The sequence below is a fragment of the Acinetobacter sp. Ac_5812 genome (assembly GCF_013072695.1).
GTDB lineage: Bacteria > Pseudomonadota > Gammaproteobacteria > Pseudomonadales > Moraxellaceae > Acinetobacter.
Genome location: NZ_LXUK01000027.1, coordinates 168,699 through 193,029, shown reverse-complemented (window position 1 = coordinate 193,029; position 24,331 = coordinate 168,699). Strand labels below are relative to the sequence as shown.

At 42.2% G+C, this 24,331-nt stretch carries 22 protein-coding genes; 16 read left to right on the top strand and 6 right to left on the bottom strand.

The window, feature by feature from the left end:
• The first annotated feature begins 12 nt into the window (after window positions 1–12).
• The 14 genes from tssB (at window position 13) to A7P55_RS21150 (ending at window position 15,745) form a co-directional block, all read left to right on the top strand.
• Window positions 13–516: a type VI secretion system contractile sheath small subunit gene (tssB, locus tag A7P55_RS21215; RefSeq protein WP_004805522.1), complete on the top strand. Its 504-nt coding sequence runs from the start codon at window positions 13–15 to the stop codon at window positions 514–516.
• Window positions 509–1,990 (top strand): type VI secretion system contractile sheath large subunit, encoded by a 1,482-nt coding sequence (gene tssC / locus A7P55_RS21210; protein ID WP_004805523.1) that lies wholly within the window; start codon window positions 509–511, stop codon window positions 1,988–1,990. Before tssB ends, tssC begins: the two co-directional genes overlap by 8 nt.
• Before the next feature lie 51 nt (window positions 1,991–2,041).
• On the top strand, window positions 2,042–2,545 hold the full coding sequence (locus tag A7P55_RS21205) for a type VI secretion system tube protein Hcp (protein ID WP_004654761.1): 504 nt from the start codon (window positions 2,042–2,044) through the stop codon (window positions 2,543–2,545).
• A 77-nt stretch (window positions 2,546–2,622) separates the two neighbouring features.
• Window positions 2,623–3,099, top strand: coding sequence for a type VI secretion system baseplate subunit TssE (gene tssE, locus A7P55_RS21200; RefSeq protein ID WP_171553688.1), 477 nt, complete (start codon window positions 2,623–2,625; stop codon window positions 3,097–3,099).
• Between the two features lie 12 nt (window positions 3,100–3,111).
• The gene (tssF, locus tag A7P55_RS21195) at window positions 3,112–4,920 is read left to right on the top strand and encodes a type VI secretion system baseplate subunit TssF (protein WP_171553687.1); all 1,809 of its coding nucleotides are present in this window, start codon (window positions 3,112–3,114) and stop codon (window positions 4,918–4,920) included.
• Window positions 4,884–5,879, top strand: coding sequence for a type VI secretion system baseplate subunit TssG (tssG, locus tag A7P55_RS21190; RefSeq protein ID WP_171553686.1), 996 nt, complete (start codon window positions 4,884–4,886; stop codon window positions 5,877–5,879). Before tssF ends, tssG begins: the two co-directional genes overlap by 37 nt.
• A complete protein-coding gene (locus tag A7P55_RS21185; RefSeq protein WP_171553685.1) occupies window positions 5,879–7,303 on the top strand; it encodes a hypothetical protein in 1,425 nt (474 codons plus the stop codon). The genes tssG and A7P55_RS21185 overlap by 1 nt, the downstream gene beginning before the upstream one ends.
• 28 nt (window positions 7,304–7,331) lie before the next feature.
• Window positions 7,332–11,153, top strand: a complete 3,822-nt coding sequence (gene tssM, locus A7P55_RS21180) for a type VI secretion system membrane subunit TssM (protein WP_171553684.1) — start codon at window positions 7,332–7,334, stop codon at window positions 11,151–11,153.
• Window positions 11,154–11,190: 37 nt separating this feature from the next.
• Entirely contained in the window at window positions 11,191–12,150 is a 960-nt protein-coding gene (tagF, locus tag A7P55_RS21175; RefSeq protein WP_171553683.1) for a type VI secretion system-associated protein TagF, read from the top strand.
• Window positions 12,147–12,920, top strand: a complete 774-nt coding sequence (locus A7P55_RS21170) for an OmpA family protein (protein ID WP_171553682.1) — start codon at window positions 12,147–12,149, stop codon at window positions 12,918–12,920. The genes tagF and A7P55_RS21170 overlap by 4 nt, the downstream gene beginning before the upstream one ends.
• Before the next feature lie 33 nt (window positions 12,921–12,953).
• On the top strand, window positions 12,954–13,217 hold the full coding sequence (locus tag A7P55_RS21165) for a PAAR domain-containing protein (protein ID WP_171553681.1): 264 nt from the start codon (window positions 12,954–12,956) through the stop codon (window positions 13,215–13,217).
• 443 nt (window positions 13,218–13,660) lie between these two features.
• Window positions 13,661–14,431 (top strand): molybdate ABC transporter substrate-binding protein, encoded by a 771-nt coding sequence (modA, locus tag A7P55_RS21160; RefSeq protein ID WP_171553680.1) that lies wholly within the window; start codon window positions 13,661–13,663, stop codon window positions 14,429–14,431.
• A 4-nt stretch (window positions 14,432–14,435) separates the two neighbouring features.
• Entirely contained in the window at window positions 14,436–15,131 is a 696-nt protein-coding gene (gene modB, locus A7P55_RS21155) for a molybdate ABC transporter permease subunit (protein ID WP_171553679.1), read from the top strand.
• Complete coding sequence (locus tag A7P55_RS21150; protein ID WP_171553678.1) at window positions 15,128–15,745, top strand: ATP-binding cassette domain-containing protein; 618 nt, start codon at window positions 15,128–15,130, stop codon at window positions 15,743–15,745. Before modB ends, A7P55_RS21150 begins: the two co-directional genes overlap by 4 nt.
• Here A7P55_RS21150 and A7P55_RS21145 read toward each other — a convergent pair.
• Window positions 15,740–16,006 carry a metal/formaldehyde-sensitive transcriptional repressor gene (locus A7P55_RS21145; RefSeq protein ID WP_016651958.1) on the bottom strand — a complete coding sequence of 89 codons (267 nt, stop codon included), beginning with the start codon at window positions 16,004–16,006 and terminating at the stop codon, window positions 15,740–15,742. The genes A7P55_RS21150 and A7P55_RS21145 overlap by 6 nt on opposite strands.
• A gap of 56 nt (window positions 16,007–16,062) precedes the next feature.
• Here A7P55_RS21145 and dmeF point away from each other — a divergent pair, with 56 nt between their 5' ends.
• A complete protein-coding gene (gene dmeF / locus A7P55_RS21140; RefSeq protein ID WP_171553677.1) occupies window positions 16,063–17,010 on the top strand; it encodes a CDF family Co(II)/Ni(II) efflux transporter DmeF in 948 nt (315 codons plus the stop codon).
• Between the two features lie 46 nt (window positions 17,011–17,056).
• On the opposite strand, the gene chrA is transcribed toward dmeF, so the two are convergent.
• Both chrA and A7P55_RS21130 read right to left on the bottom strand, forming a co-directional pair.
• Window positions 17,057–18,400: a chromate efflux transporter gene (chrA, locus tag A7P55_RS21135; protein ID WP_171553676.1), complete on the bottom strand. Its 1,344-nt coding sequence runs from the start codon at window positions 18,398–18,400 to the stop codon at window positions 17,057–17,059.
• 117 nt (window positions 18,401–18,517) lie between these two features.
• Complete coding sequence (locus A7P55_RS21130; protein WP_171553675.1) at window positions 18,518–19,474, bottom strand: LysR family transcriptional regulator; 957 nt, start codon at window positions 19,472–19,474, stop codon at window positions 18,518–18,520.
• Window positions 19,475–19,566: 92 nt separating this feature from the next.
• Between A7P55_RS21130 and A7P55_RS21125 the strand changes: the two genes are divergently transcribed.
• Complete coding sequence (locus A7P55_RS21125) at window positions 19,567–20,208, top strand: LysE family transporter (RefSeq protein ID WP_171553674.1); 642 nt, start codon at window positions 19,567–19,569, stop codon at window positions 20,206–20,208.
• A gap of 46 nt (window positions 20,209–20,254) precedes the next feature.
• Here the strand turns inward: A7P55_RS21125 and A7P55_RS21120 are convergent, their stop codons facing one another.
• The 3 genes from A7P55_RS21120 to epsC form a co-directional block, all read right to left on the bottom strand.
• On the bottom strand, window positions 20,255–22,204 hold the full coding sequence (locus A7P55_RS21120) for a family 2A encapsulin nanocompartment cargo protein cysteine desulfurase (protein WP_171553673.1): 1,950 nt from the start codon (window positions 22,202–22,204) through the stop codon (window positions 20,255–20,257).
• The gene (locus A7P55_RS21115; protein ID WP_016541761.1) at window positions 22,179–23,111 is read right to left on the bottom strand and encodes a family 2A encapsulin nanocompartment shell protein; all 933 of its coding nucleotides are present in this window, start codon (window positions 23,109–23,111) and stop codon (window positions 22,179–22,181) included. The genes A7P55_RS21120 and A7P55_RS21115 overlap by 26 nt, the downstream gene beginning before the upstream one ends.
• 234 nt (window positions 23,112–23,345) lie before the next feature.
• Window positions 23,346–24,284 (bottom strand): serine O-acetyltransferase EpsC, encoded by a 939-nt coding sequence (epsC, locus tag A7P55_RS21110; protein WP_023270361.1) that lies wholly within the window; start codon window positions 24,282–24,284, stop codon window positions 23,346–23,348.
• Between the last annotated feature and the right edge of the window lie 47 nt (window positions 24,285–24,331).

The window sequence follows — 24,331 nt, the reverse complement described above, 5'->3', positions numbered from 1 at the left end:
GGGTGAAAAGTTATGGCAAAGAGAGAAAGCGTACAGAAGAAACTGCAACGCATACGTCCCCCTCGTGTACAGCTGACATACGATGTCGAAGTTGGTGATGGTAAAGAGTCAAAAGAACTCCCTTTTGTTGTGGGTGTAATGGGAGATTTCTCCGCTGCATCAGAGCTAGAAAAGACCAAGTTAAAAGACAAAAAATTTATCAATGTTGATTTAGATAACATTGATGAAGTGATGGAATCTTTGGCTCCGCGTGCGGCTTTCCAAGTTGAAAATACTTTGACGGAAGAAGGTGGGCGCATGTCGGTTGACCTTACTTTCAACTCAATGGAAGACTTCCGCCCAGAGCAAGTGGTTCAACAAGTAGATCCATTACGTAAGCTGGTAGCAGCACGTGAGCGTTTGACTGATCTGCGTAACAAGATTTCAAACAGCGAACGCTTAGAAGATTTGTTAGATGAAGTGTTAAAAAATACGGATCAAGTCCGTCAACTCAGTGCGGAGGCTGAAAATGAGTAATTTACAAGCAGCTGCTGCAGCGAGTGTTGAAGCTGAGTCAGCAAATTTGTTGGATTCAATTGTTGAACAAAGCCGTATTGCCCGTAATGACGATGAACATGTTCGTGCAAAAAGCTTAATTGGTGAATTGGCCAAAGAAGTCATGGCAGGAACAATTACTGTTTCTGAAAATATGACCTTGTCGATTGATAAGCGTATTGCAGAAATTGATGCCTTAATCTCGAATCAATTGAGTGAGATTATGCACCATGAACAGTTCCAAACAATTGAATCGACATGGCGTGGTCTTTACTATTTTTGCCAAGAAACACCGTCTAACTCGATGATTAAAATTCGTATGTTGAATACGACCAAAAAAGAGTTGGTGAAAGACTTCCAAGGTGCAACAGATTTTGATCAAAGCACCTTGTTCAAAAAGATTTATGAAGAAGAATACGGCTCATTTGGTGGTGCGCCTTATGCAGCACTGATTGGTGATTTCGAATTTGATCGTACACCGTCAGATATGTATTTATTGGAACAAATTTCTCATGTTGCTGCAGCAGCACATGCGCCATTTGTTTCGGCAGCAAGCCCAAGCATTCTTGGTCTTGAGTCGTTCACGGATATTGATCGTCCACGTGATGTTTCAAAAATCTTCGAAACAGCTGAATACGTGCAATGGCGTTCTTTCCGTGACAGCGAAGATTCTCGTTATGTCGCATTGACCATGCCACACGTGTTAGGTCGTTTGCCATACCATCCGAAAGAAGGCACTGCAACTGAAGGCTTTAACTTCGTTGAAGATGTTTCTGGTGAAAACCATGATGATTATTTGTGGATGAATGCCGCTTATGCGTTCGGTACACGTTTAACCAATGCCTTTGATATGCATGGTTGGTGTGCGGCGATTCGTGGGGTTGAAGGCGGTGGCTTGGTTGAAGGCTTGCCAGTACACACCTTTAAAACCTCAGATGGTGAAGTGGTTTTTAAATGCCCAACGGAAATTGCCATTACAGACCGTCGTGAAAAAGAACTCAGCGACCTTGGCTTTATTCCATTGGTTCACTGCAAAAACACAGATTATGCAGCCTTCTTTGGTGCACAGTCTGCTCAAAAACCAAAGAAATATGACAGTGATACGGCGAATGCAAACTCTGCACTTTCTAGCCAAATCCAATACATCATGGCGGTATCGCGCATTGCACATTACTTAAAAGCAATGATGCGTGACAAAGTGGGAAGTTTTGCATCTGCAGGCAATGTCGAAGCGTTTTTAAATGAATGGCTCTCGCAATATGTCTTGCTAGATGATGGTGCATCTCAAGAAGCAAAAGCACAATATCCGCTTCGTGAGGCATCTGTAAAAGTTGTAGAAGATCCTGCTCAACCAGGTCACTACAAGTCTGTGGTTTTCTTAAGACCACATTTCCAGCTGGATGAGTTGTCTGTTTCTTTACGACTCGTGACTGAACTACCTCAGTCCTCAAATTAACAATGAGATCAGCTAGATAATAACTTTAAATAAAATAGAGGTAATTTTTAAATGAAAGATATATATGTTGAGTTTCGTGGTAAGTACAAGGTAGACGGAGAATCTCGCGATTCTGAACACAAAGGTTGGCTAGAAGTTAACTCTTGGTCTCATAACATTCGTCAACCTAAATCTGCGACTTCTAGTAGCGTAGGTGGCCATACAGCTGAACGTGTTGAGCATTCAGACATGATTTTCGTTAAAGATTTGGACGCAACTAGTCCTAAACTTTGGGAAGCGTGTTCTGCAGGTTATACATTTGATGAAGTACAGATCGATTACTACCGTGCAAATGGTGATAAGCGTATCAAGTACTTACAAATCAAATTGAAACACGTTCTTGTTTCTAGCGTAACACCGACTGTAAACGAAGAAGGTGTTCCGACAGAAACATTTGGTTTGAAATACGCTGCTGTTGAGTGGACTTATAACCAACAAGACATTAACGGTACTGCGAAAGGTGCTGTTACTAAGAAATGGTCACTTTCTAATAACACAGCTTCATACGCTGCGTAATTAGGATCGTGATTTTCTAATAGAGGTTAATAGGTGCCTATTAGCCTCTATTTTTCCAAGATGCTGTTCTTATAAAAATGAATTTAGATCATCTATATCCTTATGGATTCAGATCAACATTATTTGATCGTTTAGTACCAGAGCAAGAAGATTATTTAAGAGGGATGTCGATTCAGCAGTTACGAGAGTCAGTTGCTCGTGATTTGGAAGACTTGTTGAATAGTCGGGTCGCACAATTTGATCGAGATATGGATGAATTTCCGCTGGCAAAAAAATCAATTTTGCAGTTTGGAATTATCGATTTCGTCGGCTTGTCGACGGCCAATCCATTGGATCGAGATAAAATTTGTCAATCGATTGAGCAGTCCATTGCAGCGCATGAGCCGAGATTGCGGCAGATCAAAGTTGAGATGTTATTAGATGGGCATAATATGGGATCGCTGTGTTTGAGTATTCAGGCTTACTTAAATATTCACCCATTATATGAACCTGTTTTTTTCGATGCTTTACTCAAACCAACAACACAACAATATGTTATTTCTGCCAGAACTTAGTGTGAGCGAACAGTGATAGAGCAACTTTTACCGTATTATGAAAAACAACTACAAGAATTCGGTCAACAATCTCGAGAGTTCGCGCAGAAATATCCGAAGATTGCGCAACGTCTATCGCTCAACCAAGAACAAATTGATGACCCGCATATTGAGCGCTTAATTCAGGCCTTTTCACTGATTGCAGCGCGTATTGATAAAAAGTTAGCTGATAGCTATGAGCTATTTACCCATTCTTTATTTGAGGTCATGTTTCCTCAATATTTACGCCATTTTCCTGCTTGTACTGTGGTTAGTTTTGAAGATAGCAATAAACTTAAACAATTAACTGCAGCACATTTGATTCCGCAAAAAACCGCCTTGAAGTCACGCAGTTTTAAAGGTGTGCAATGTGAGTTTAATACCAGCAATGAGGTTCGATTATTACCAATTGAATTGACGCATTTGGAGTTTCAAACCTCACCGAGCACGCATATGCATTTGAATCAAAATGCGACCTTGAGTTTGAAATTTGAAATATTTAATGATGCTCAACAATGGATTTTGGATGAAAAATTACCGATCTATTTAGATGCGATTTCAAATTTTCCATTGCAAGTTTTGGATAGTATTTTTCGTAAAGATACAGGTTTTGCAATTCGGGTTGGGCAGCGCGTCATCGAGGTGAGTAATCCTTTTGAGGTGATGGGTTTTAGCGAGCAAGAAAGTCTATTGCCGATTGATCAGCATACCCACCACGCTTATCGCTTATTGATGGAATATTTTTGCTTCCCTGAGAAGTTTAATTATCTGAATCTTGATTTAAGTGTGCTCAAGGGATTATTACAGCAGCAGAACAGCTTTGAAATTTTGATCCATCTCAAACTTAATTTGAATGATCAAGCGGTGGTTCGCAATTATTCCGAGCTCAATATCGCTAACTTTAAATTATTTACGACACCAGCAATTAATCTGTTTGAAAAGCAGGCCGAACCGCAAAAGATCTCACATACGCAACTACAATATCCATTGGTCACGGATGCGCATCATCCTGAGTTGTATCAAGTCTATTCTATCCTTGAGATGAATATGGTGCGTGAAAAGACCAATCAGGATCAAACCCATCTCCCTGTATTGCCATTTTTTGCAATGAGTCATTATCACAATGATAAGGTGCAGTTTTTCTATTCTTTAAATTATCTGCCTTCTCAGACGAAAATTATGCAAATGGGGTATTCGATTGTTTCCAAACATTTGAAACCTTATGAAATCAAATCAGATTTTATTAGTACGCGGTTGCTGTGCTCCAATGGCGATTTGCCACATGAAGCCTTAAGTCAGAGCAATAATATTCTGAATCTCAATGACAGTAGTTTGGCAAGACGAGCCTTGATTTTAAAGCGTCCGACATCGCCTTATCATTTTGATAAAAACAGCAATGAGCAATGGCGCATTATTTCTCATCTTTCGTTGAATACTTTGGCCTTAATGAAAGGGGATGCATTGAGCCATGTGAAGGAGCTTTTGGCTTTATATAACTTACCGCATTCCAAAGAAAATATTTTATTGATTGACGCTCTGAAACAGCTCAACTTCTCAACCACCAATAAATTGATGAATGCAAAACCTTTCCCGATGTTCATTCGTGGGGTTAAGGCAGAGCTCTCGGTGAATAAGAGCGTTTTTCGTGGACATAGTCTCTATATTTTCAGCCAGTTATTAAGCCATATTTTTAATTTAAAGGTTCAAATCAATAGTTTTGTTGATGTGGTCGTCAAAGACAGTCTTAACCAGCAGGAGATATACCAATGCGTGCAGAACGTTGGTGGCAAGACTCTTCTGTAGTCGATCAAGTTTTTAAAAAGTCAGGTTCATTTGAATTTATTCAATCCACACGCTTGTTACGCCATCATCCACAGGCATCACAAGTAAAGCGTTGGTCTGAGGATTTTAAATTTGGCACCTCATTTAGTTTAAGTTTCCCTGCGACTGAAATTGAAGAACTCAGTTATCAAGATCAGCGTATTCATTTAACCAATCTGGTGGTCGGACTTACAGGGACACAAGGGGCACTGCCTTATACCTATACCAATAAATTAAAACAAAGTAGCCGACAGCAACGACTCGAGATTAAAGAATTTTTAGGTCTATTCAATCATAAGCTGACGGCCAAATATGTTGATGCTAGCTTGGCCTATAACTTGGCAGTGCGTTATGAGATTGAACAAGACAATCATTATCTGGATATTTTGCATGCTTTAAATGGTTATATTCGCGCCCAGCATGAACAACAAGATCTAGATGAGTATTTTGCAGAATTTTCTGGTTTGATGCAGGGGCAAAACAATACTGCGCATGCGTTAAAAACGGTGTTGACATGTGTGTTTAATCAACAGGTTCAGATCCAAGAATTTGTTAAAGAAACTTTTTATTTGGCTGATGAGCAGAAGACCCGCTTAGGCGGCAGCAATCCAAGCCTACTGGGTGTGAATACCTTTTGTGGAGATAAGGTTCAGCAAATTGATGGCAAAATCGAGATTCAAATCGGGCCATTACCCCGAGAACAGTATTTAGCTTTTCTGCCTGACCAGCCTTTAAATAAAAAGTTAAAACACCTAATCCAGACATGGTGCAGCCCAACACTGTTTATTGATGTACGTTTGATTTTGGATAAACGTGAAATCAATCCAATTTGTTTAAATTCTGGGCATCAGACTGGTCTGGGTCAAGGGGCATTTTTAATGCCATCTGAACAATTACAACATAACACGGAAACACGTTATGCACTTTTAGGAGCCGCATAATGGTGAAGAAAATTTTAGCGACACTCATCAGTTGCTTTATTTTGGTCGGCTTGGTGGTGGTTTATTACTGGCGTGATATTCAATATCAGCCAGAATCTGCCGATTTAATTAATTATTTCTTGATCTTGCCAGTTGTCATTACCTTGGTGTTACTGTCACCTTGGTTGATCTATAAAGCTTATCAACATCATAAAGAAAAAAAGCAACACGCTTTGCAGGCCGAACAAAACGCAGAGCAGAACACCACTGAATCACAACCGACTGTGTTAGAGAGTAAATGGTTAAAACTAAATCTCTATGCGGCAGGTGCATATAGTGCATTAGGTGAAAATGATTCGATTCTGGAGGGAATCAAGCAGTTTAGCAGTCCTCAATTAGATCAAGATCTGGTGAATTTTCATGGGATACCCATTCTCTCTTATCGCATTGCAGACTTAGATCAACAGGTGCAAAGCGAGGATGATGAGGAATTGCAGTTCTTGTCGGTTCGACAGCAGCGCATCATGGCTTTGATTCACCATCAAATTGAACAGCACACTGAACTTTTGGCTTCGATTTCAGACCACTTAAAGCGGTCTAGTTTGTTTTATGAAAGTCAAAATCTACATGAATACAGGATGCACCCTGCATGGATTGATCCAAGTTTCTCGGACGATGAAGCGCATGAATCCATTCAGGTAGAGCAGGTCTATCGTTTGGATAAATTAAATCTACACATTTTATTGTCTGAAGATGTGGTGCATACCTGGAATGACTTGAGTAGCAATGAAAGTATTCAGGCCATTTTTTACGATCTTAGCATCATTCCCCAAAAGTTCCATATTGAATATCACTACCTCAGTGCGGCATCGACTGAGCAACATCTGCTGGAGTTACTTGAGCGGATTCAAAACCAAGCTCATGAAATTTCATTGATCATTGCGGCAGATTCAGAAATTGATCAAGAAATTATTGATGAAAGATCTTGGGGAGCAAGTGCTTATATCCCTGCGGAATTTGTGAGCAGTAGTTGTCTAGCGAATCCTGCGGTGCAGCTAGAACAGTTACAACCCGAGAAGACCTTTAAGCTGGTCAGCAACCAAAATAATATCGATCAAATTTTCAAAGAGCTGGGGATTGATGACTTACCCCAGTATCAGGCTGAAGACCCTTTTGTATTGGTGGTTGAGGATGGTGCTGATGTCAAGGTGTCCAAAAAATTGGAACAGTTTTTTAAGCAAAGTCCAGTCGAGGCACACCATTACTTGTACTGCAAACCGATTTTTGGACACACCCAAAACGTGGCAAAACTGTTTGGATTAATGTTGGGGGCGCATTTTTCTGAGTCACAGGTTGCCTTTGTTTATGGACAAAATTTACAAGCATTTATCCAAGCTGTTCCTGAGATCACACCAGATCAGGAAAGTGTAGCAATTGCTGATTAATTAACTTTATTAAGAATTCGAGAACTCAATGTATATCATTTTAGGTTATCTGTGGCAGTACATCACGAATCCTAAAGCTATTATTGCTTTATCCTTATTCGTGGCACTGATTTCTTCATACTCGTCTATTCCTCGGCATATCTTTTGGGCATTGGCAGCAACCTATGCATTGGGTTTAATCATCTATGGCATCTATTGGCTGATTCAAAGAAAACGCCATGCTGAACAAGGTGAAGAACTGGCCAATGCGATTGAGCAAGACAGCCAAGCTGAATATGGTCAACATAAAGACAAAGCCGAGCTACAGTTAATTCAGCAGCAGATGAAAGAATCAATTCAATTGATTCGTAAATCTAAATTGGGTGATAAAAAGGGCAATGCCGCATTGTACGAATTGCCTTGGTATATGGTGATTGGTAATCCAGCTGCGGGTAAAAGTTCTGCAATCTATAATTCTGGTTTGAAGTTTCCCTTTGAAGAAACACATCAGAAAATGGTTTCAGCGGGTTTAAGTGGAACACGAAACTGTGATTGGTTTTTTTCTACAGAAGGGATTTTGCTGGATACCGCAGGGCGTTATTCGGTTTATTCCGAAGATCATTCTGAATGGTTGGGTTTTTTAAATATTTTAAAGAAAAATCGTTCCAAAGCGCCTGTTAATGGTTTGGTCCTGATTGTCAGTATTGCTGAATTGATCAGCCAGAGTCCTGAGAACTCAATAAAATTAGCCAAAAATCTGCGCGCTCGAATTCAAGACTTAACAGAAAAACTTGAGGTCGTGGTTCCTGTTTATTTAGTCTTTTCTAAAATGGACTTGATTGCAGGCTTTACAGAGTTCTTTGATTGCTATGAGTCACAAGAATATAATCAGGCATGGGGTGCAACCTTACCTTATGAGCAGAATTCATCTCAGAATGCAGTGGAATTATTCGAAAAACATTACAGCATTCTTTATGACGGTTTAAAAAGTGTCAGTACTACGCATTTAAGTCGTCGCCATTCGCAGAATATTTCGCCAAGTGTCATGACCTTCCCATTGGAATTTAAAACACTCAAACCTGCGCTAAAAAGTTTTGTCGGCACATTATTTGAAGATAACCCATACCAGTTCCAACCGATTTTCCGTGGTTTCTATTTTACCAGTGCCTTACAAGAAGGTGTGATTGAAAGCCCAATGACGGAGAACATTGCGCAAGAGTTTCAACTGCAGCAAGTTCAGGGCAATAGCCAAGACAGCGTAAATGCTTCGCTTGCACCCAACCATGGTTATTTCTTACAAGGTCTATTCTCTAATGTGATTTTGCGAGATAAAGATCTGGTGAAACAGCACATCAATCCTGCCAAAAAACGTCAGCGCTATATTGGCTTTATTGCGGCATTGGTTGGGGTTTCTTTGGTCTTGGGCGTTTGGGTCTGGTCATATCGCAATAACCAGCAATTGATTGCGGATGTACAGGCTGACTTAGATAAAGTGGTGCATCTGGAAAAAACCTCTGGGCAGCAATTATCGACTCAACTCGAAGCCTTATTGATTCTGCAAGAACGCTTGCAGCAGCTCGATGAGTTTGATGAGCATCGTCCGCTTAAATTCAGCTTTGGCCTTTACCAAGGGAATCAATTACGCGAGAGCTTAAAAGCCGAGTATTTGAAAGGGATCAAGCAAATTGTTCTGACCCCAACACAGCAAAATATTGCGCAATATTTACAGCGTGTTAAAAATAACGAGGCAACTTTAAAAGCCAATCACGTCAATGTCGAAATCAAACAAGTTGCGAAAACACAGCAGTATTTAGAGCCTTCGGATAGCAATCCACAAGATGCTTATAATGCATTAAAAGCCTATTTGATGATGAGTAACCATGAATATATGGATACCAGTCATTTAAGTGACCAAGTATCTCGTTTCTGGCGCTCTTGGCTAGATGCCAATCGCGGACAAATGCCGCGTGGTGAGATGATTCAGGATGCAGAGAAGATCCTTTCTTATGCCATGACTTTGGCCAATCAAGACGGCTTCCCTGTACTTGAAACTGATGCCCAAGTGGTCGATCAAACCCGTCAGGTTTTATTGTCAGTGATTCGTGGTATGCCAGCACGTGACCGTGTCTATAACGAGATTAAGATGCGTGCAGCGGTACGCTTCCCAGCAGTCACGGTTGGGCAAATTGTGGGTGAACAAAACCGTGCCATTGTTTTGGGTAGCTATGCATTACCAGGTGTGTTTACGCAAAAGGCATGGGATGAGTATGTTGAAAAGGCAATTGATGAAGCTGCGAATAAGCCAACAGACAGCAAAGATTGGGTATTGAATAGTCGTCAATCGGATGATTTAACCTTCTCTGGTAGCCCAGAACAAATCCGCAAACAATTGGTCGCATTGTATAAGCAAGAATATGTGGCGGAATGGAAAAAATTCCTGAACGGCATTTATTATGCCAAAAACGATCAATTTGCTCAGCAAGTGAAGAGTATTGATGTTTTAGGCGAACCACAAAATTCACCAATTCGTACTTTAGTACAACGCATTGCAATTGAAACAAACTGGGATAATCCAATTGTACAGGCGGAACTGGCTGTTCCTGAAAAAGGCTTTGTCGCTTGGTTTAAACGTAAAGTTCTGAACAATTCAGATGATAGAGCAGCAGCTCAAGCGATGGATCGTGCCCAAGGTGCAATTTCGCAAGAATATCAAATGTTCTATCAGTTGGTACGTAAGCGTGATGATTTACAAGATAAATCATTATTCGATGAGTACATGAACAATCTTGCCCAAGTGCGTAGTAAGTTCAATGACCTGAAAACCGCAGGTGAGATTGGTCCAAGTGCGATGGCATTGGTGAAACAGACCATCAATGATCAAACTTCAGTTTTTAATACCACACAGAAATATGTGGATGAGAAGATGATGGTGGGGCTGAAAGACACCGATCAACAGCTATTACAAAAATTGTTGATGACGCCACTGACGCAATCATTTGCCAGCTTGATTGTACCGACTCAAGATGAGTTGAATAAATTGTGGGGTATCCAAGCGTATCAACCATTTAAAACCAATTTAAGTCAAAAGTATCCATTTAATTCGGGTGTGACTTTACAGGCCACCAGTAGTGAAATTGGTCAAATCTTTGGTGAGACGGGTAGCATTGCGCGCTTTGTGAAAGAAGCATTAGATCCATTTGTGATCCGCCGTGGTTATGTCTTGACCTCGAAAACATGGAAGGATCTAGGGATTAGCCTAAATCCACAATTTGTCATGGCATTCCAGCAATATGTGGCACCGATCAATGGCATGGCAACAGGCAGCCTAGATCAACCTGCGGCTGCACCTGTATCGAATCAATCGAACTTCCAGTTCTATCCATTACCAAACCCACAATACTTGTCGTATACCATTGATATTGATGGTCAGCGCATGGTGTTTGAAAATGGGATCCAGCAATGGGTGAACTTCGTATGGCCGAACCAAGGTGCAATTCCGGGCGCGCGTATTACTGCAGTCGATTTGGAAGGTAAAACCCATACGATTTTTGAAGAACCTGGTGAATATGGGATTAACCGTTTGATCGATGCGGCGCAGCGTAAAGAGCAAAATGGTAGTTTTGAAATGACATGGACCAGCAAAACTGAACCATCTTTAACATTGAAGGTGAATTTCCGCCTCATTAGTGGTAATAGCTCGGGCAGTATTGGCTCTAGCCGTGGTTATGCAGGCTTACAATTGGTGGATAAAGTGGTGACAGAGAAAGCGGTACGTGTGGTCTCTGCGCAAGCAACACCTGCGGGGGCTGCTGCAGCTGTCGCACCAAAGCCACAAACCACTGCGCCTGCACAGTCAGGAGTAACGCCGTAATGTTCGGGATGATCAGGGAACAGCAGGAGGTGCTTGGATGCAGCAAGTAAAAACGACAGCTTTGTACTATGGAAAGACACCCGCTCGTGGTGACTTTCTGAAATCCAAAGGGCAGTATGCATTAATTCAAGTGCTGGATCAGTGGATTACGGAAGCACTTGAACATGCCATGCGCAGCCCTGAGTTCAAGCAACGTTATGAGTCTTTACCTTCTTTGGATTTTTTTATTGCTAATCCTGCCGAGTCGATGTTTTTAGCTGCAAACTTGATTACTAGTCAAGACAGCTCAGGACGTGCATTTCCGATGGTATTGAGTCAATTGCTTGAAGTTGAGCAGCCTTATCAAAATTTATTATTGGCGCCGTTTTATTACAAGTCAGTTTTGGTCGATTTATTCCAGCGTAATCGGGTATTACGCAGTATTCGTGATACCAATATTATGCTGGAGAAGCTCAACAACCTACCGAATGTGGTTCAGATTTTCACTGCCGAAGAATGCAATGGTTTTTATGAAAATCACACCATGCATTCCTTTGCCCAATTGATGAAAATCAATGTCTATGAACTGGCACAGAGCATGATCGGATTGGGACTTTTACTACAACCGATCTTAAAAAATGGTACCAGTCGTTTAAATAAGGTACTGATCCTACCGATCAATAACGCGATGTACTGCTATGAAATCGCAGCGTTTTGGGTTGGGATGATTGGACGCTTCTTAGGCATCAATAATACTGAAATCCTGATCGGCATCTTGCATCGTGAGGAGCCGATATTATTCATTGGTTTTCAAGGCGCGGACATCATGGCACTCAGCGATATTTTTACCCAAAACATGCAGAGCGAGCATTGGGTATCCTTAATCCAAGCACAATGGATTGATGCCTATTTAGAGCAGAATGCAGGCCTTGCCACACTCGAACAATCACTTTGTCAGCGTCAGTTGAGCCTTAACCAAGGTTTGAAGCTGTTCAGACAAACTTTTTTAGATGAATGAATATGAGAAATAATCCGAAATCTATCTGGGCAAGTTTACTGTTTGGCTTATGTATTTTAGGTCAAAGCCATCTACTCCATGCTGCGCCGATTGTGGTGGAGGGTGTGGTGCCCAATGAGGAGAGTAAGCAGGCGATCTTAGTCAAGATGCAGTCTGTTTATGGTGCAGATCAAGTCGTAGACAAAATTCAGGTACGTCCAGTGTCTGCGCCGAGTGGTTGGAGTGATTCAGTGACTCGTGTCATCACTCCTGATCTAAAAAAGATTTCACAAGGTCAGTTACGAGTTAGAGGAACTCAGGTTGATTTAACTGGTAAAATGACCGACCCAAATCAGATTCAACCGACCACCAATAATTTTCAGGCCTTGGTTCAGCAACCGTATCGCTTTAATGCACAACTTTCAGTGAATCAGGCCGAGCAAAAAATCATTGATGATGCTTTGAAGAACCGAATCATTGAATTTGAATCAGGTAGTGCCATTCTGACTGCGGCAGGACAACAGATTCTGGATGAAATGGCAGTGGCATTAAATAAGGTTGGTGGCAAGAAAGTCAAAATTATTGGCCATACTGATAGCTCTGGTGATGCCAATAAGAATACGGTGTTAAGTCAGCAACGTGCTGCAGCGGTACAAAGTTACTTGGTCAGTAAAAGTATTGCCGCAGATCGTTTAAGTACCGAAGGTAAAGGTTCAAGTCAACCTGTTGCAGATAATGCAACTGCAGACGGTCGTAAGAAAAACCGCCGAATTGAATTTGAAGTACTTTAATTATTTATAAATCCAAATGTGAGGGATGGGATTATGGCAACACCCTATATCGTTGTTGGTTGCCCAACCACAGGTGGTGGGCAGGTCATCAGTGGAAATAGCAGCTTTCTCATAGAAGGTATTCCGATCGCTTGTGTTGGGGATAAGGCTACTTGTCCAAAACATAAAACTGTGGCGACGATTGTTGCTGGTGATCCAAATATGCAAGTCATGGGTAAAGCCGCTGCTAGAGTGAATGACCCACTCTCTTGTGGCTGTAAATTATTGCCGAAACAGAATTTAGCGGTTAGAGATTAAGGCATGCTTTAAGCTTCAAATCTTGTAAAAGCTTAAAAATCATTTGGCACATCTTTTGCTGAAACAGAACAAGGGTAGCGATCTAGGCTATCTTTAGAAATAGACAAAGGCGTCTATTCAGCACCATTCAGTTGGTGTTTGGATAGGCGTCTTTTTTATTTTGGAAAGCAAAATATGGCTAATCGCTATATTTTTCGGTAAATAACGATTGAGTGAATGTTTGATCTATCGCTTATATCGGAATTTATATGGAGATGCACTAAATTGGCGAGAAACTGATTTTTTGCACCAAATAATGATCTTGATGCCAATTGTTAGATCATTTTGTTTCTCTATACGCAGATGATGGATTAAGGATAACAAGACTGGCGAATTGTTATTTTTAGTGTATCTTTATTAAGCGATATATTCTTAAAAACATATCGAAATTTGAGGACAAAACAATGCCAATAATGATGAAAAAAACCTATCTCTGTGCTGTCGCTTTCGGGGCCAGTTTATTGATGCAGAGCTATGCCGTAGCCGCGGACGCAATTACTGTGTACGCAGCGGCAAGTTTAACCAATGCAGTGAATGAACTCGATGTGATTTACGAGCAAAAGAATAAGACTGAGGTCAAAACCTCTTATGCAGGTTCTTCAACCTTAGCCAAGCAAATTGAAGCTGGCGCACCTGCAGATGTGTTTATGTCAGCCGATGTACAATGGATGGATTATTTACAGAATAAACAGCTAGTTGCACCAACCGATCGCATCAATTTACTGGGCAATCGACTGGTTGTAATTACGCCTAAAGAGCGTCCGATTAAATTAAAAATGGATAAGAGTTTTGATCCAACTCAAGTGATTCAAGGCAAGCTGTGTACCGGGGATACCAAGAGTGTGCCGGTCGGGAAATATGCTAAACAGGCGTTGACCTCACTAGGGTGGTGGGACAAAGTTCAACCACGATTGGTTGAAACAGAAGATGTACGTGCTGCTTTAAACTTTGTGGCCCGTGGTGAATGTCAGGTGGGGATTGTGTATGCGACGGATGCGGCCATCAGTAAAGATGTGGTTGTGGCGGGCATCTTCCCGGAAAATACGCATCCACCGATTATTTATCCCGTGGGTTTAACCAAGAAGAATGCGGAATCGGTTAAATTCTATAAATTTCTACAAAGCGGACAGGCAAAAACGATATTTAAAAAATATGGGTTTAGCGTGTTGCAGTAATTAAATGATGATCTTAAGCCCTGAAGAAATTGAAGTTCTCAAGCTGTCCTGCAAAGTGGCAGCAGCGTGTCTGGTGTTTAGCTTAATTCCTGCAACTTTAGTGGCTTGGGTATTGGCCCGCAAAGAGTTTTGGGGAAAGTCACTATTTGAGACCTTGGTGTTCTTACCTTTGGTTTTGCCACCTGTCGTGCCTGGCTACTTATTGCTGCAATTGTTTGGTAATCGGGGACTGTTGGGGCAATATCTTGCACCGCTGGGTTTAGAGTTTGCTTTTAATTGGAAGGGCGCGGTATTGGCTTCCGCGGTGATGGGCTTTCCTTTATTGGTGCAATCGATTCGACTGGCGATCGAACTGGTCGATCAACGCTTGGAACTGGCTGCGAAAACCTTGGGTGCATCTTCCTTTGGGGCATTTATCCAAGTGACATTACCGCTCGCCAGTAGCGGTATTTTGGTCGGTGCTATTTTATGTTTTTGCCGAAGTTTAGGTGAGTTTGGTGCAACCATTACCTTTGTCGGCAATATTGCTGGCGAAACCCGCACCTTACCGTTGGCAATGTATAGTTTAATGCAGCAACCCGATACCGAAGCCGCGGTATGGCGATTGATTATCCTGTCTTTATCGGTGGCGTTCTTTGCCTTATGGTTTGCACAGTGGTTCAACCGTTATCAGAAAAATAAGCGTGGATTTTCAACATGATTGATTGTCATATACAGTTACAACAAGGGCAATTTTGTCTGGATCAACGCTTTCAGTCTGATCAGTCGGTGATTGGTTTATTTGGAGCTTCGGGTTCGGGGAAAACCACCATATTACACAGCATTGCGGGCTTAATCCGACCTCAATCGGGTTGGATTAAAATCCAGAATCAGACTTGGTTCGATCAAGGTCAGAATATTCATCTCAGTACGCAACAGCGTCGTGTCGGTTTGGTCTTTCAGGATGCGCAATTATTCCCACATAAAAACGTCAAACAGAATTTACGGTTTGGCTTTAAGCATATTCCGCCACAACAACGACAGTTTGAAGTGGACTATATTGTTGAGTTACTCAAATTGGGGCATTTGCTGGAGCGTATGCCGATTAAACTGTCTGGGGGAGAAAAACAGCGAGTGGCATTGGGACGAGCCTTACTCTACTCGCCACAATTACTGCTTTTAGATGAGCCACTGTCTGCACTGGATACAGCGCATAAAGCTGAGATCATTCCCTTTTTTCAACGCGTTAAACAGGAGATCAAAATTCCGATGTTATACGTGAGTCATGATCATTCCGAGATTGAACAACTCACGGACGAAATCTGGTATTTATAGATAGCGTTGTAATAAGGTGAAAAACTTTTCGACTTCTTCTTCATCCACATGATCAGCACCTTTTAATACATGTTCTTTTAGGTGTTGTTCGATCAATTGGTTCATTAAACCATTCACCGCACCTTTGACTGCCGCAACCTGCTGTAGAACTTCTATGCAAGAACTTTCAGGATTTGTGAGCGATTTCTCGACTGCTGCGAACTGCCCTTGAATCCGTTTAAGACGATTTAAAATTTTTTTATCTTGATGGAGGTGAGACATACTTTTTTTCCTAAAAAAATATATACTAGGGGGAGTATATTGGAAGACTAAAATAAATGCAGCATAGTAACCTAGAACGACGTCATTCTCATCAGTTTGATCAAGGAAATCCTTTAGCACAAAAAAGAATTTTGATTGCCACTATTTTAACCGCAGTGATGATGGTCTTGGAAATTCTGGGCGGCTGGTTTTTTAATTCAATGGCTTTACTTGCCGATGGCTGGCACATGAGTTCGCATATGCTGGCCTTGGGACTTGCGTATTTTGCTTATCGTATGGCAAGACATTATGCGCAGGATCAACGTTTTAGTTTCGGCACATGGAAAATTGAAATCTTGGCGGGATACAGCAGTGCGATTTTACTGATGGTAGTGGCGCTGTTGATGGGGATTCAGTCACTCGAGCGTTTATTCAATCCTGTCACCATTCATTTTAATGAAGCGATTCCCATTGCGATTGTGGGGCTGATCGTCAATCTAATTTGTGCATGGTTACTACATGATGGGGGACATGAGCATCATCACCATCATTCACATCATCACTCTCATGGTGACGCAGATCATCACGGCCATGATCATCATCATGATTTGAATCAAAAAGCAGCTTTTTCACATGTGGTTGCTGATGCCGTGACTTCGGTTCTGGCGATTATTGCCTTATTTGCGGCCAAATATTTTGGCTGGAATTTTCTGGATGCTTTGCTGGGGATTGTCGGGGCATTGCTGGTTGCAAAATGGTCTTGGGGCTTGATGCAGGAAACAGGAAAAACCTTATTGGATGCAGAAATGGGGCATCCTGTGGTTGAAGAAATACGTGAGGTGATTGCCCAGTTTTCACAGGTTGAAATTACCGATCTGCATGTATGGAAGGTCGGGAAAGGCAAGTTCTCTTGCATTTTAGGACTGGAAACTACAATCACTGATCTCAATCCTGATCAGGTTAAAGCTGAATTGGCGATTCATGAGGAAATCGTGCATGCTTCTGTGGAAATTCACCATATTTAAGATTGAGTTACATCGAGTAGTGTTTCGATCTACTCGATACATTCAATTAAGCGCCAATATATAAAATTAAACCGCAAAAGGCCGATGCAAAAATCACATACAACACATTGAGCTGAAATTTGAATAAAGCAATCAGTGCAGCAACGGTAATAAAGGCCGCTTCATAATTAAACGGGTGATTAAAGCCATTTGGCCAGAGCACATGATAGCTAAAGAACAAAGCCAGATTTAAAATCACCCCGACTACGGCTGCTGTAATGGCAGTGAGTGGCGCAGTAAATTTTAGTTCATTGTGCGTAGATTCAATAATTGGTGCACCCGCTAAAATAAATACAAAGGAAAATAAAAAGGTAAACCAAGTGACAATCACCGCACCAATTGCACCTGCTAAAAAGAGTTGATCAGCCCCCAATAACGCATGGTTATAAGCCCCCAAAAAACCCACGAAAGCGACTACCATGATTAACGGGCCAGGAGTACTTTCACCGAGTGCTAACCCATCAATCATTTGAGTGGGACTCAGCCATGCATAATGATTGACTGCACCTTGATACACATAGGGCAATACCGCATAAGCACCGCCGAAGGTGAGTAGGGCTGCTTTAGTAAAGAACCACGCCATTTGGGTATAGCCATTTTGCCAACCGAGACTTAGGGTTAACAGTGTGATTGGAATGAACCAGAGTAAGGCTGCAATGATCACGATTTTAATAAGATTTGACCAATGGAAAATTGCATGGGCAGGTGTTGGCGTATCATCATCAATTAGAGCGGTCCCATAACTTTTATGACTGTTTTGATGGGAATTCTGAACCGTAAATAAATCTGGTTTTTTCTTACTCAGTACATAGCCTGTGATAGCAGCTGCTAACACGATCAGGGGAAAAGGGATGTTAAACACGAAGATGGCAATAAATGCGGCAGCAGCAATACCCCATAAAAACGGATTCTTTAATGAGCGACTGCCAATACGATAAGTCGCATGAAAGACAATCGCCGTGACCGCAGGTTTAATCCCATAAAACAATCCTGCAATAATTGGTACATCACCAAACTGCACATAAATCCATGATAGGGCGATCAGGATAAACAGTGAGGGGAGAACAAACAGAATACCTGCTACAAGCCCGCCCATCGTTCGGTGCATAAGCCAACCAATATAGGTGGCGAGCTGTTGTGCCTCAGGACCGGGAAGTAACATGCAGTAATTCAGCGCATGTAAGAATCTTTTTTCAGAGATCCAACGTTTATTTTCAACTAGTTCCTGATGCATTACTGCAATCTGTCCAGCAGGACCACCAAAGCTGATAAATCCCAATTTCAGCCAGAACAAAAAGGCTTGCCTGAACGGAATTGTTGGCGTTGGATTGGTAGGATCAGCTGATTGCATGATGTATTCCAAAGAGTTTTCTTTTTATTTCTAGATGATAAATAAAATTGAGTATTGAGTTTATAAATTTTAGTGAGTTAATAATTCAAAATGATGAAATTATTGAATTTAGATGAGTTAATCATTATTTTTTATTGGTGAGCTCTGTTGAACTAAAATCGGTTCTGCGGCTAATTTTTCTGCTAAATATTGAATGAATACACTCAATTTCGGTGGCACATGACGGGTAGGTGGATAGAGCAACCATGCGCCACCGCTATAGTGGGTTTTAAAATGCCAATCAGGTAAGACCTGAACAAGTGTGCCTTGCTCCAAAGCATGGCGTGCTACGAAGTACGGCAAACTGGCAATGCCTAAATGTTGTAAAGCGGCACTGAGGCGCACGCCTGTATGATTGGCAGCATAACGACCACGGACGGCAACGGTAATGGATTTCTGTTCTTGCTGGAACTTCCATTTCGAGTCATTCGGTTGTTCACCCAAATAGATACATTGATGCTGCTTTAAGTCGTGTGGATGCTGTGGTGTGCCATTCTTGTGTAAATATTCAGGTGTGGCACAGATTAAATGATCAATATCAATCAGTTTTCGCCCCATCAATCCACCTGGGGGGTGCTCGGTAATGCGAATCGCCAGATCGACACCATCATCAATCAAGTCAATATAGCGGTCTTCCAACAGCAGTTGGATATCAATTTTTGGATATAGGGCCAAGAATTCGGGCAGATGGGGATGCAGCATAAAATGCCCAACGGCCTTGGGCACGCTGATCCGAATAATGCCCTGTGGCTCAATATGAAACTGTCCTGAACTTTCCATCACCGCTTGCGCAGCATTGACCATGTCGACACAGCGTTCGTACACCTGTTGACCACTTTCACTTAAGCGCAGTTTACGGGTAGTGCGATGTAATAAGCGTGTGCCTAAAGCCCGTTCTAAACGTGCAATCGCACGGCTTACGGCAGAAGGGGTTGAACCGAGCTGACGTGCCGTTTCAGAAAAGCTTTCGGTTTCGACAACTTTGACAAAGGTTGCCATTTCATTTAACAGAACCAGACTTTGATTTGTGCTCATGAAGCAAAAGTTATTTGGAATTTGATTGGATTATCGCGCTTTAAAAAGCGCAATACAATCTTTTTCCTGTAGTCATGATGGAGATAAATCAAATGTGGCAGTTGTATGGACATGAGTTTCTGGCCTTGGCTTTGATCCATTTTATGGCCGTTGTTTTACCGGGTCCTGATTTTATTATTACAGTACGGCAGAGTGTTCGATATGGCTATCTAATTGGCTGTATCACTGCAATTGGTATTGGTGTCGGCATTTCGGTGCATGTGTTTTACACCTTGGTCGGGGTGGGCGTATTGATCCAGCAAAGCGTTTGGTTAATGTCGGTATTACGTGTAGCAGGGGGGGCTTATTTGATTTATTTGGGCTGGCAATGTTTACGTAGTCAACCGAATGCCAATCTGGATATTTTAGCTGGCGAGGTGATGGATAAACCGAGCTTAATTCAAGCCTTTAATATGGGTTTTCTAACCAATGCTTTGAATCCGAAAGCGACGATTTTCTTTCTGGCGATTTTTACCACCATTGTCAATCCGACCACACCGTTAAAGGTTCAAATTGGTTATGGCATTTGGATGTGTCTAGTCAATGCATTATGGTTTATTTTAGTCAGCATCATGTTTGCACAACCGATTGTGCGGAAACGCTTTTTGGAGTTCGGGGTGTATTTTGAACGGGTGATGGGGATTATCTTGAGTGCAGTTGCAATACGATTGATCTGGAGCGTTGCCTTTACTTGAACATAAAAAAGACTGCACTGAGGCAGTCTTTTTTATTGGAGAGGGGTTAGGTACTGCGCTTGTTTCTGGTCAGTTGATGCAAGACCGACACCAGTAAATCAATTTCTTCAGTGGTGTTATAAAAGGCCAAAGAAGGGCGCACAGTTTGCTCTACTCCAAAACGACGCAAGATCGGTTGAGCACAATGATGCCCAGAACGCACTGCAATCCCATGTTGATTCAGTGCCTTACCCACTTGCTCTGTCGAATAACCTTCAAGAGTAAAGGACATTACACTGGCTTTATTTCTCGCCGTACCAATTGGTCTTAACCCCGTGACACTGCTTAACGCATGCTGGCCATATTCCAGCAAGTCATGTTCATAACGCGCAATATTATGAATGCCAAGGCGTTCAACATATTCCAATGCAGCGCCTAAACCTACTGCATCGGCAATATTGCCTGTGCCTGCTTCAAACTTATTGGGGGCAGGTTGGTAAACCACTTGTTCAAAGCTCACATCCTGAATCATATTGCCGCCGCCTTCCCAGACGGGCATGGTCTCTAGGATTTCAGGCTTGGCATAAACTGCACCAATACCTGTTGGCCCAAACACTTTATGTCCTGAGAATACAAAGAAGTCGGCATCAATCGCTTGGACATCAGTTGGCATATGCGAAACCGATTGGGCACCATCAACCAAGACCCGCACACCTTTGGCATGCGCGATTTTGATCACTTCTGCCACAGGCGTCACCGTACCTAAGGCGTTGGACACTTGGGTAATCGAGATCAGTTTGGTCCGTTCATTGATCAGTTTTGGCAGTTCTTCCAAAATGATTTGTCCAGTATCATCCACAGGAATAACACGCAGTTTGGCGCCGACTTTTTTGGTGAGTTGGAACCACGGAACGATGTTGGCGTGATGTTCAAGATGCGAAACAATAATCTCATCACCTTCAGCAATATTCTGTTCACCCCAGGTCTTGGCAATCAGATTAATACCTTCGGTGGTGCCACGAACAAAAATGATCTCTTTGGATGATTTTGCCCCAATAAAACGGGCCACCACATTACGCGCATGTTCATAGGCATCGGTTGCACGTGCTGCCAGCTCATGTGCAGCACGATGAATATTGGAATTTTCGTGCTGATAAAAATAGGCAATACGATCAATCACACTTTGCGGTTTCTGCGTGGTCGCTGCATTGTCAAACCAAACTAAGGGCCGTCCATTAACGCGTTCTTGCAGAATGGGGAAGTCACGACGGATCGCTTGAATATCCAAGGGCTGAGCGGCATTGGCAACAAACTGTGGCTGAGAAGCTTGATAATTGCCATAATCTGCATTGTGTTGCGGCAGATCTAAGAAATAAAAACCTGAAGACGCATTATTTTTTGCTTGAGTAGAAGCTTGATTATCTTGCTGCAACAGACTTTTTAATGCATCGCCATGAGGCAATTGAAATGATTGTGCCGTGGCAAAATTGGCAGCATCAAATTCAGAACTGGATGAACTCGGTGCTGTAAAATCATTCAAAAAATAAAAGGGTGACGCATCACTTGTTGACGGGCGAGAGGGTTCAACTAAAGGAACGTTTGGTGCACTATGAACCGCTTGCGGAAAATTAGGTTCAATCGGTGGACGTGGTAAATTGGCACCACCCACGACTGGCGCCGAGGCGATCGCACGACGTTCAGGATAGTCAGGATAGTTCGGAATATGCTCAGGATATTCAGGGTTTAAACTTTTTTCATAAGCAATATTGGGCGCACGACCACTGAGCGCAGCTAAAGGTTCAGCGGGCTGTGGTTGATGTGGGGGCCCAACATGAGGTAAGTCCAAATTCAAACCAGAGGAATGACCACTGCCAGAATTTGGCAGGGCAGCAAAAAATTCAGAGGCAAGCCGTGAAAGTGTTGCTTCATCTGGGAAGTTGGACGGTGGGCTAACACCGACCACTTCAGAACCCGTTGGACTACCGTGTAAATTACTTGTAGTTAACTGGGTAGTCATGATACTTGTCCACCTCCACATCTTCGAGCACAGCCAATGCATCCTCAGTCAATACCGCCAATGAGCAGTACAGTGAGATCAGATAAGACGCAATCGCGTTGCGGTTGATGCCCATGAAGCGTACAGAAAGGCCTGGAGATTGTTCGCCAGCCAAGCCCGGTTGGAATAATCCCACCACACCTTGGCGTTTTTCACCCACACGCAGTAACAAGATTTTGGTTTTACCATCTTCTACAGGAATCTTATTTGATGGAATCAGTGGAACACCGCGCCACGTGATGAACTGTGAACCGAATAAGCTCACAGTTGGTGGTGGAACACCACGTCGGGTACATTCACGACCGAAAGCAGCAATTGCATCTGGATGGGCAAGGAAGAAACCAGGTTCTTTCCAGACCTTACGCAGTAAATCGTCAAAGTCATCGGGTGTTGGGGGGCCATTCAAAGTAGAGATACGTTGGTCTTCTGCGACACTGGCCAATAAACCATATTCAGGGTTATTGATTAGCTCACTTTCCTGACGTTCTTTAATGGTTTCAATGGTTAAACGTAATTGTTCTTTAATCTGATCATGCGGGCTGCTGTAAAGATCAGCAACACGGGTATGGATATCTAAAACAGTCGAAACACCATTTAAGAAATATTCACGTGGTTGTGCATCATAATCCACAAAAGTTTGTGGCAAAGTGGCCTCATCACGTTGGGTGCACGCGACTTGGATATCATCAGTATTGCTGACACGGTTAACGCGATAAATACCTGCTTCAACAGGAATCCATTGCAATAAATGCGTGAGCCAACGCGGGGTAATGGTCGATAGTTGTGGAACGGTCTTGGTGGCATTTGCAAGCTGTCTGGCTGCGTGATCACCAAGTGCAAGTTGGACTTTATCTGTGGTTTTTGCCATGAATCAATTTTCCTGTTGTTTTTGGCTTTGTTAATAAAATTGGTTTATTGCAATAATGTTGAATGATTTATTTAGTTAGACTAGAGACTATTTAGTATTTTTAAAAATATTATTATGAGATAAATAATCGTGAATTATTTACTTATTACTCATAAGAATATATTTATATGAAATAAATATAAGTATTGAATATACGTTTATTTATTCTAAGAACTATTTAAATAATTCATTCATTTAAACTTTACTATTGTGGAGTGACTCACTGGGTGACTGTAAAATCTGACTGCCTGCAGTAACGCTATGGGTGAGCCAGACATTACCGCCAATAATTGACCCTTTACCAATGGTGATACAACCTAAAATCGTTGCACCTGCATAAATCACCACATGATCTTCAACAATCGGATGACGGGCGTAATCTTTTTTCAAGGCACCATCTTCATTCAGTTCGAAACGTTTTGCACCGAGGGTCACGGCCTGATAAATACGCACATATTCACCAATCACTGAGGTTTCACCAATTACCACCCCTGTACCATGATCGATAAAGAAGCCTTTCCCAATTTGCGCACCTGGGTGGATATCAATCCCTGTGGCTGAATGGGCCAATTCAGAAATAATTCGTGAAAGTAGCGGAACGCTGTGATAGAGCTGATGTGCCACACGATGATGGATGATTGCCAAAATACCTGGGTAGCAGAGCAGGACTTCATCGACACTATGTGCGGCTGGATCTCCTTCATATGCGGCACAGACATCTGCATCTAATACGCGACGGATATCAGGCAAGGTATTGGCAAAGTCCTGTACGATGGTCTGTGCCAAAGCGATTTGCTGTTCATAAAGCAGACGTTCATTGCTTGAAACAGGGATCGGTTTGACGCGACTTTTGGTTTCGTAATTTAAGGCCAGTTTTACCTGTGAAAATAATTCATTGAGTACGCGGTCTAGGGTATAGGCAATATAGTAATCCTCAGTTTCTTGACGCAGATCACTGGGGCCAAGTCGCATTGGAAACAGAATTCCACACAGATCATCTAAAATTGACTTCAGCGCATCCTTAGATGGGAGTTCGCGTCCACCAAATTCTTTGATGCGATGTTGACGCTCTCTCCATTCGTGTCTCGCTTGTTGCAAACCTTCAACGACAGGCTGTATTTTCCATTGGCTCACGAGAATTCCTTGCAAATCAAAGTTATGAATAAATCGTTAATTTTTTG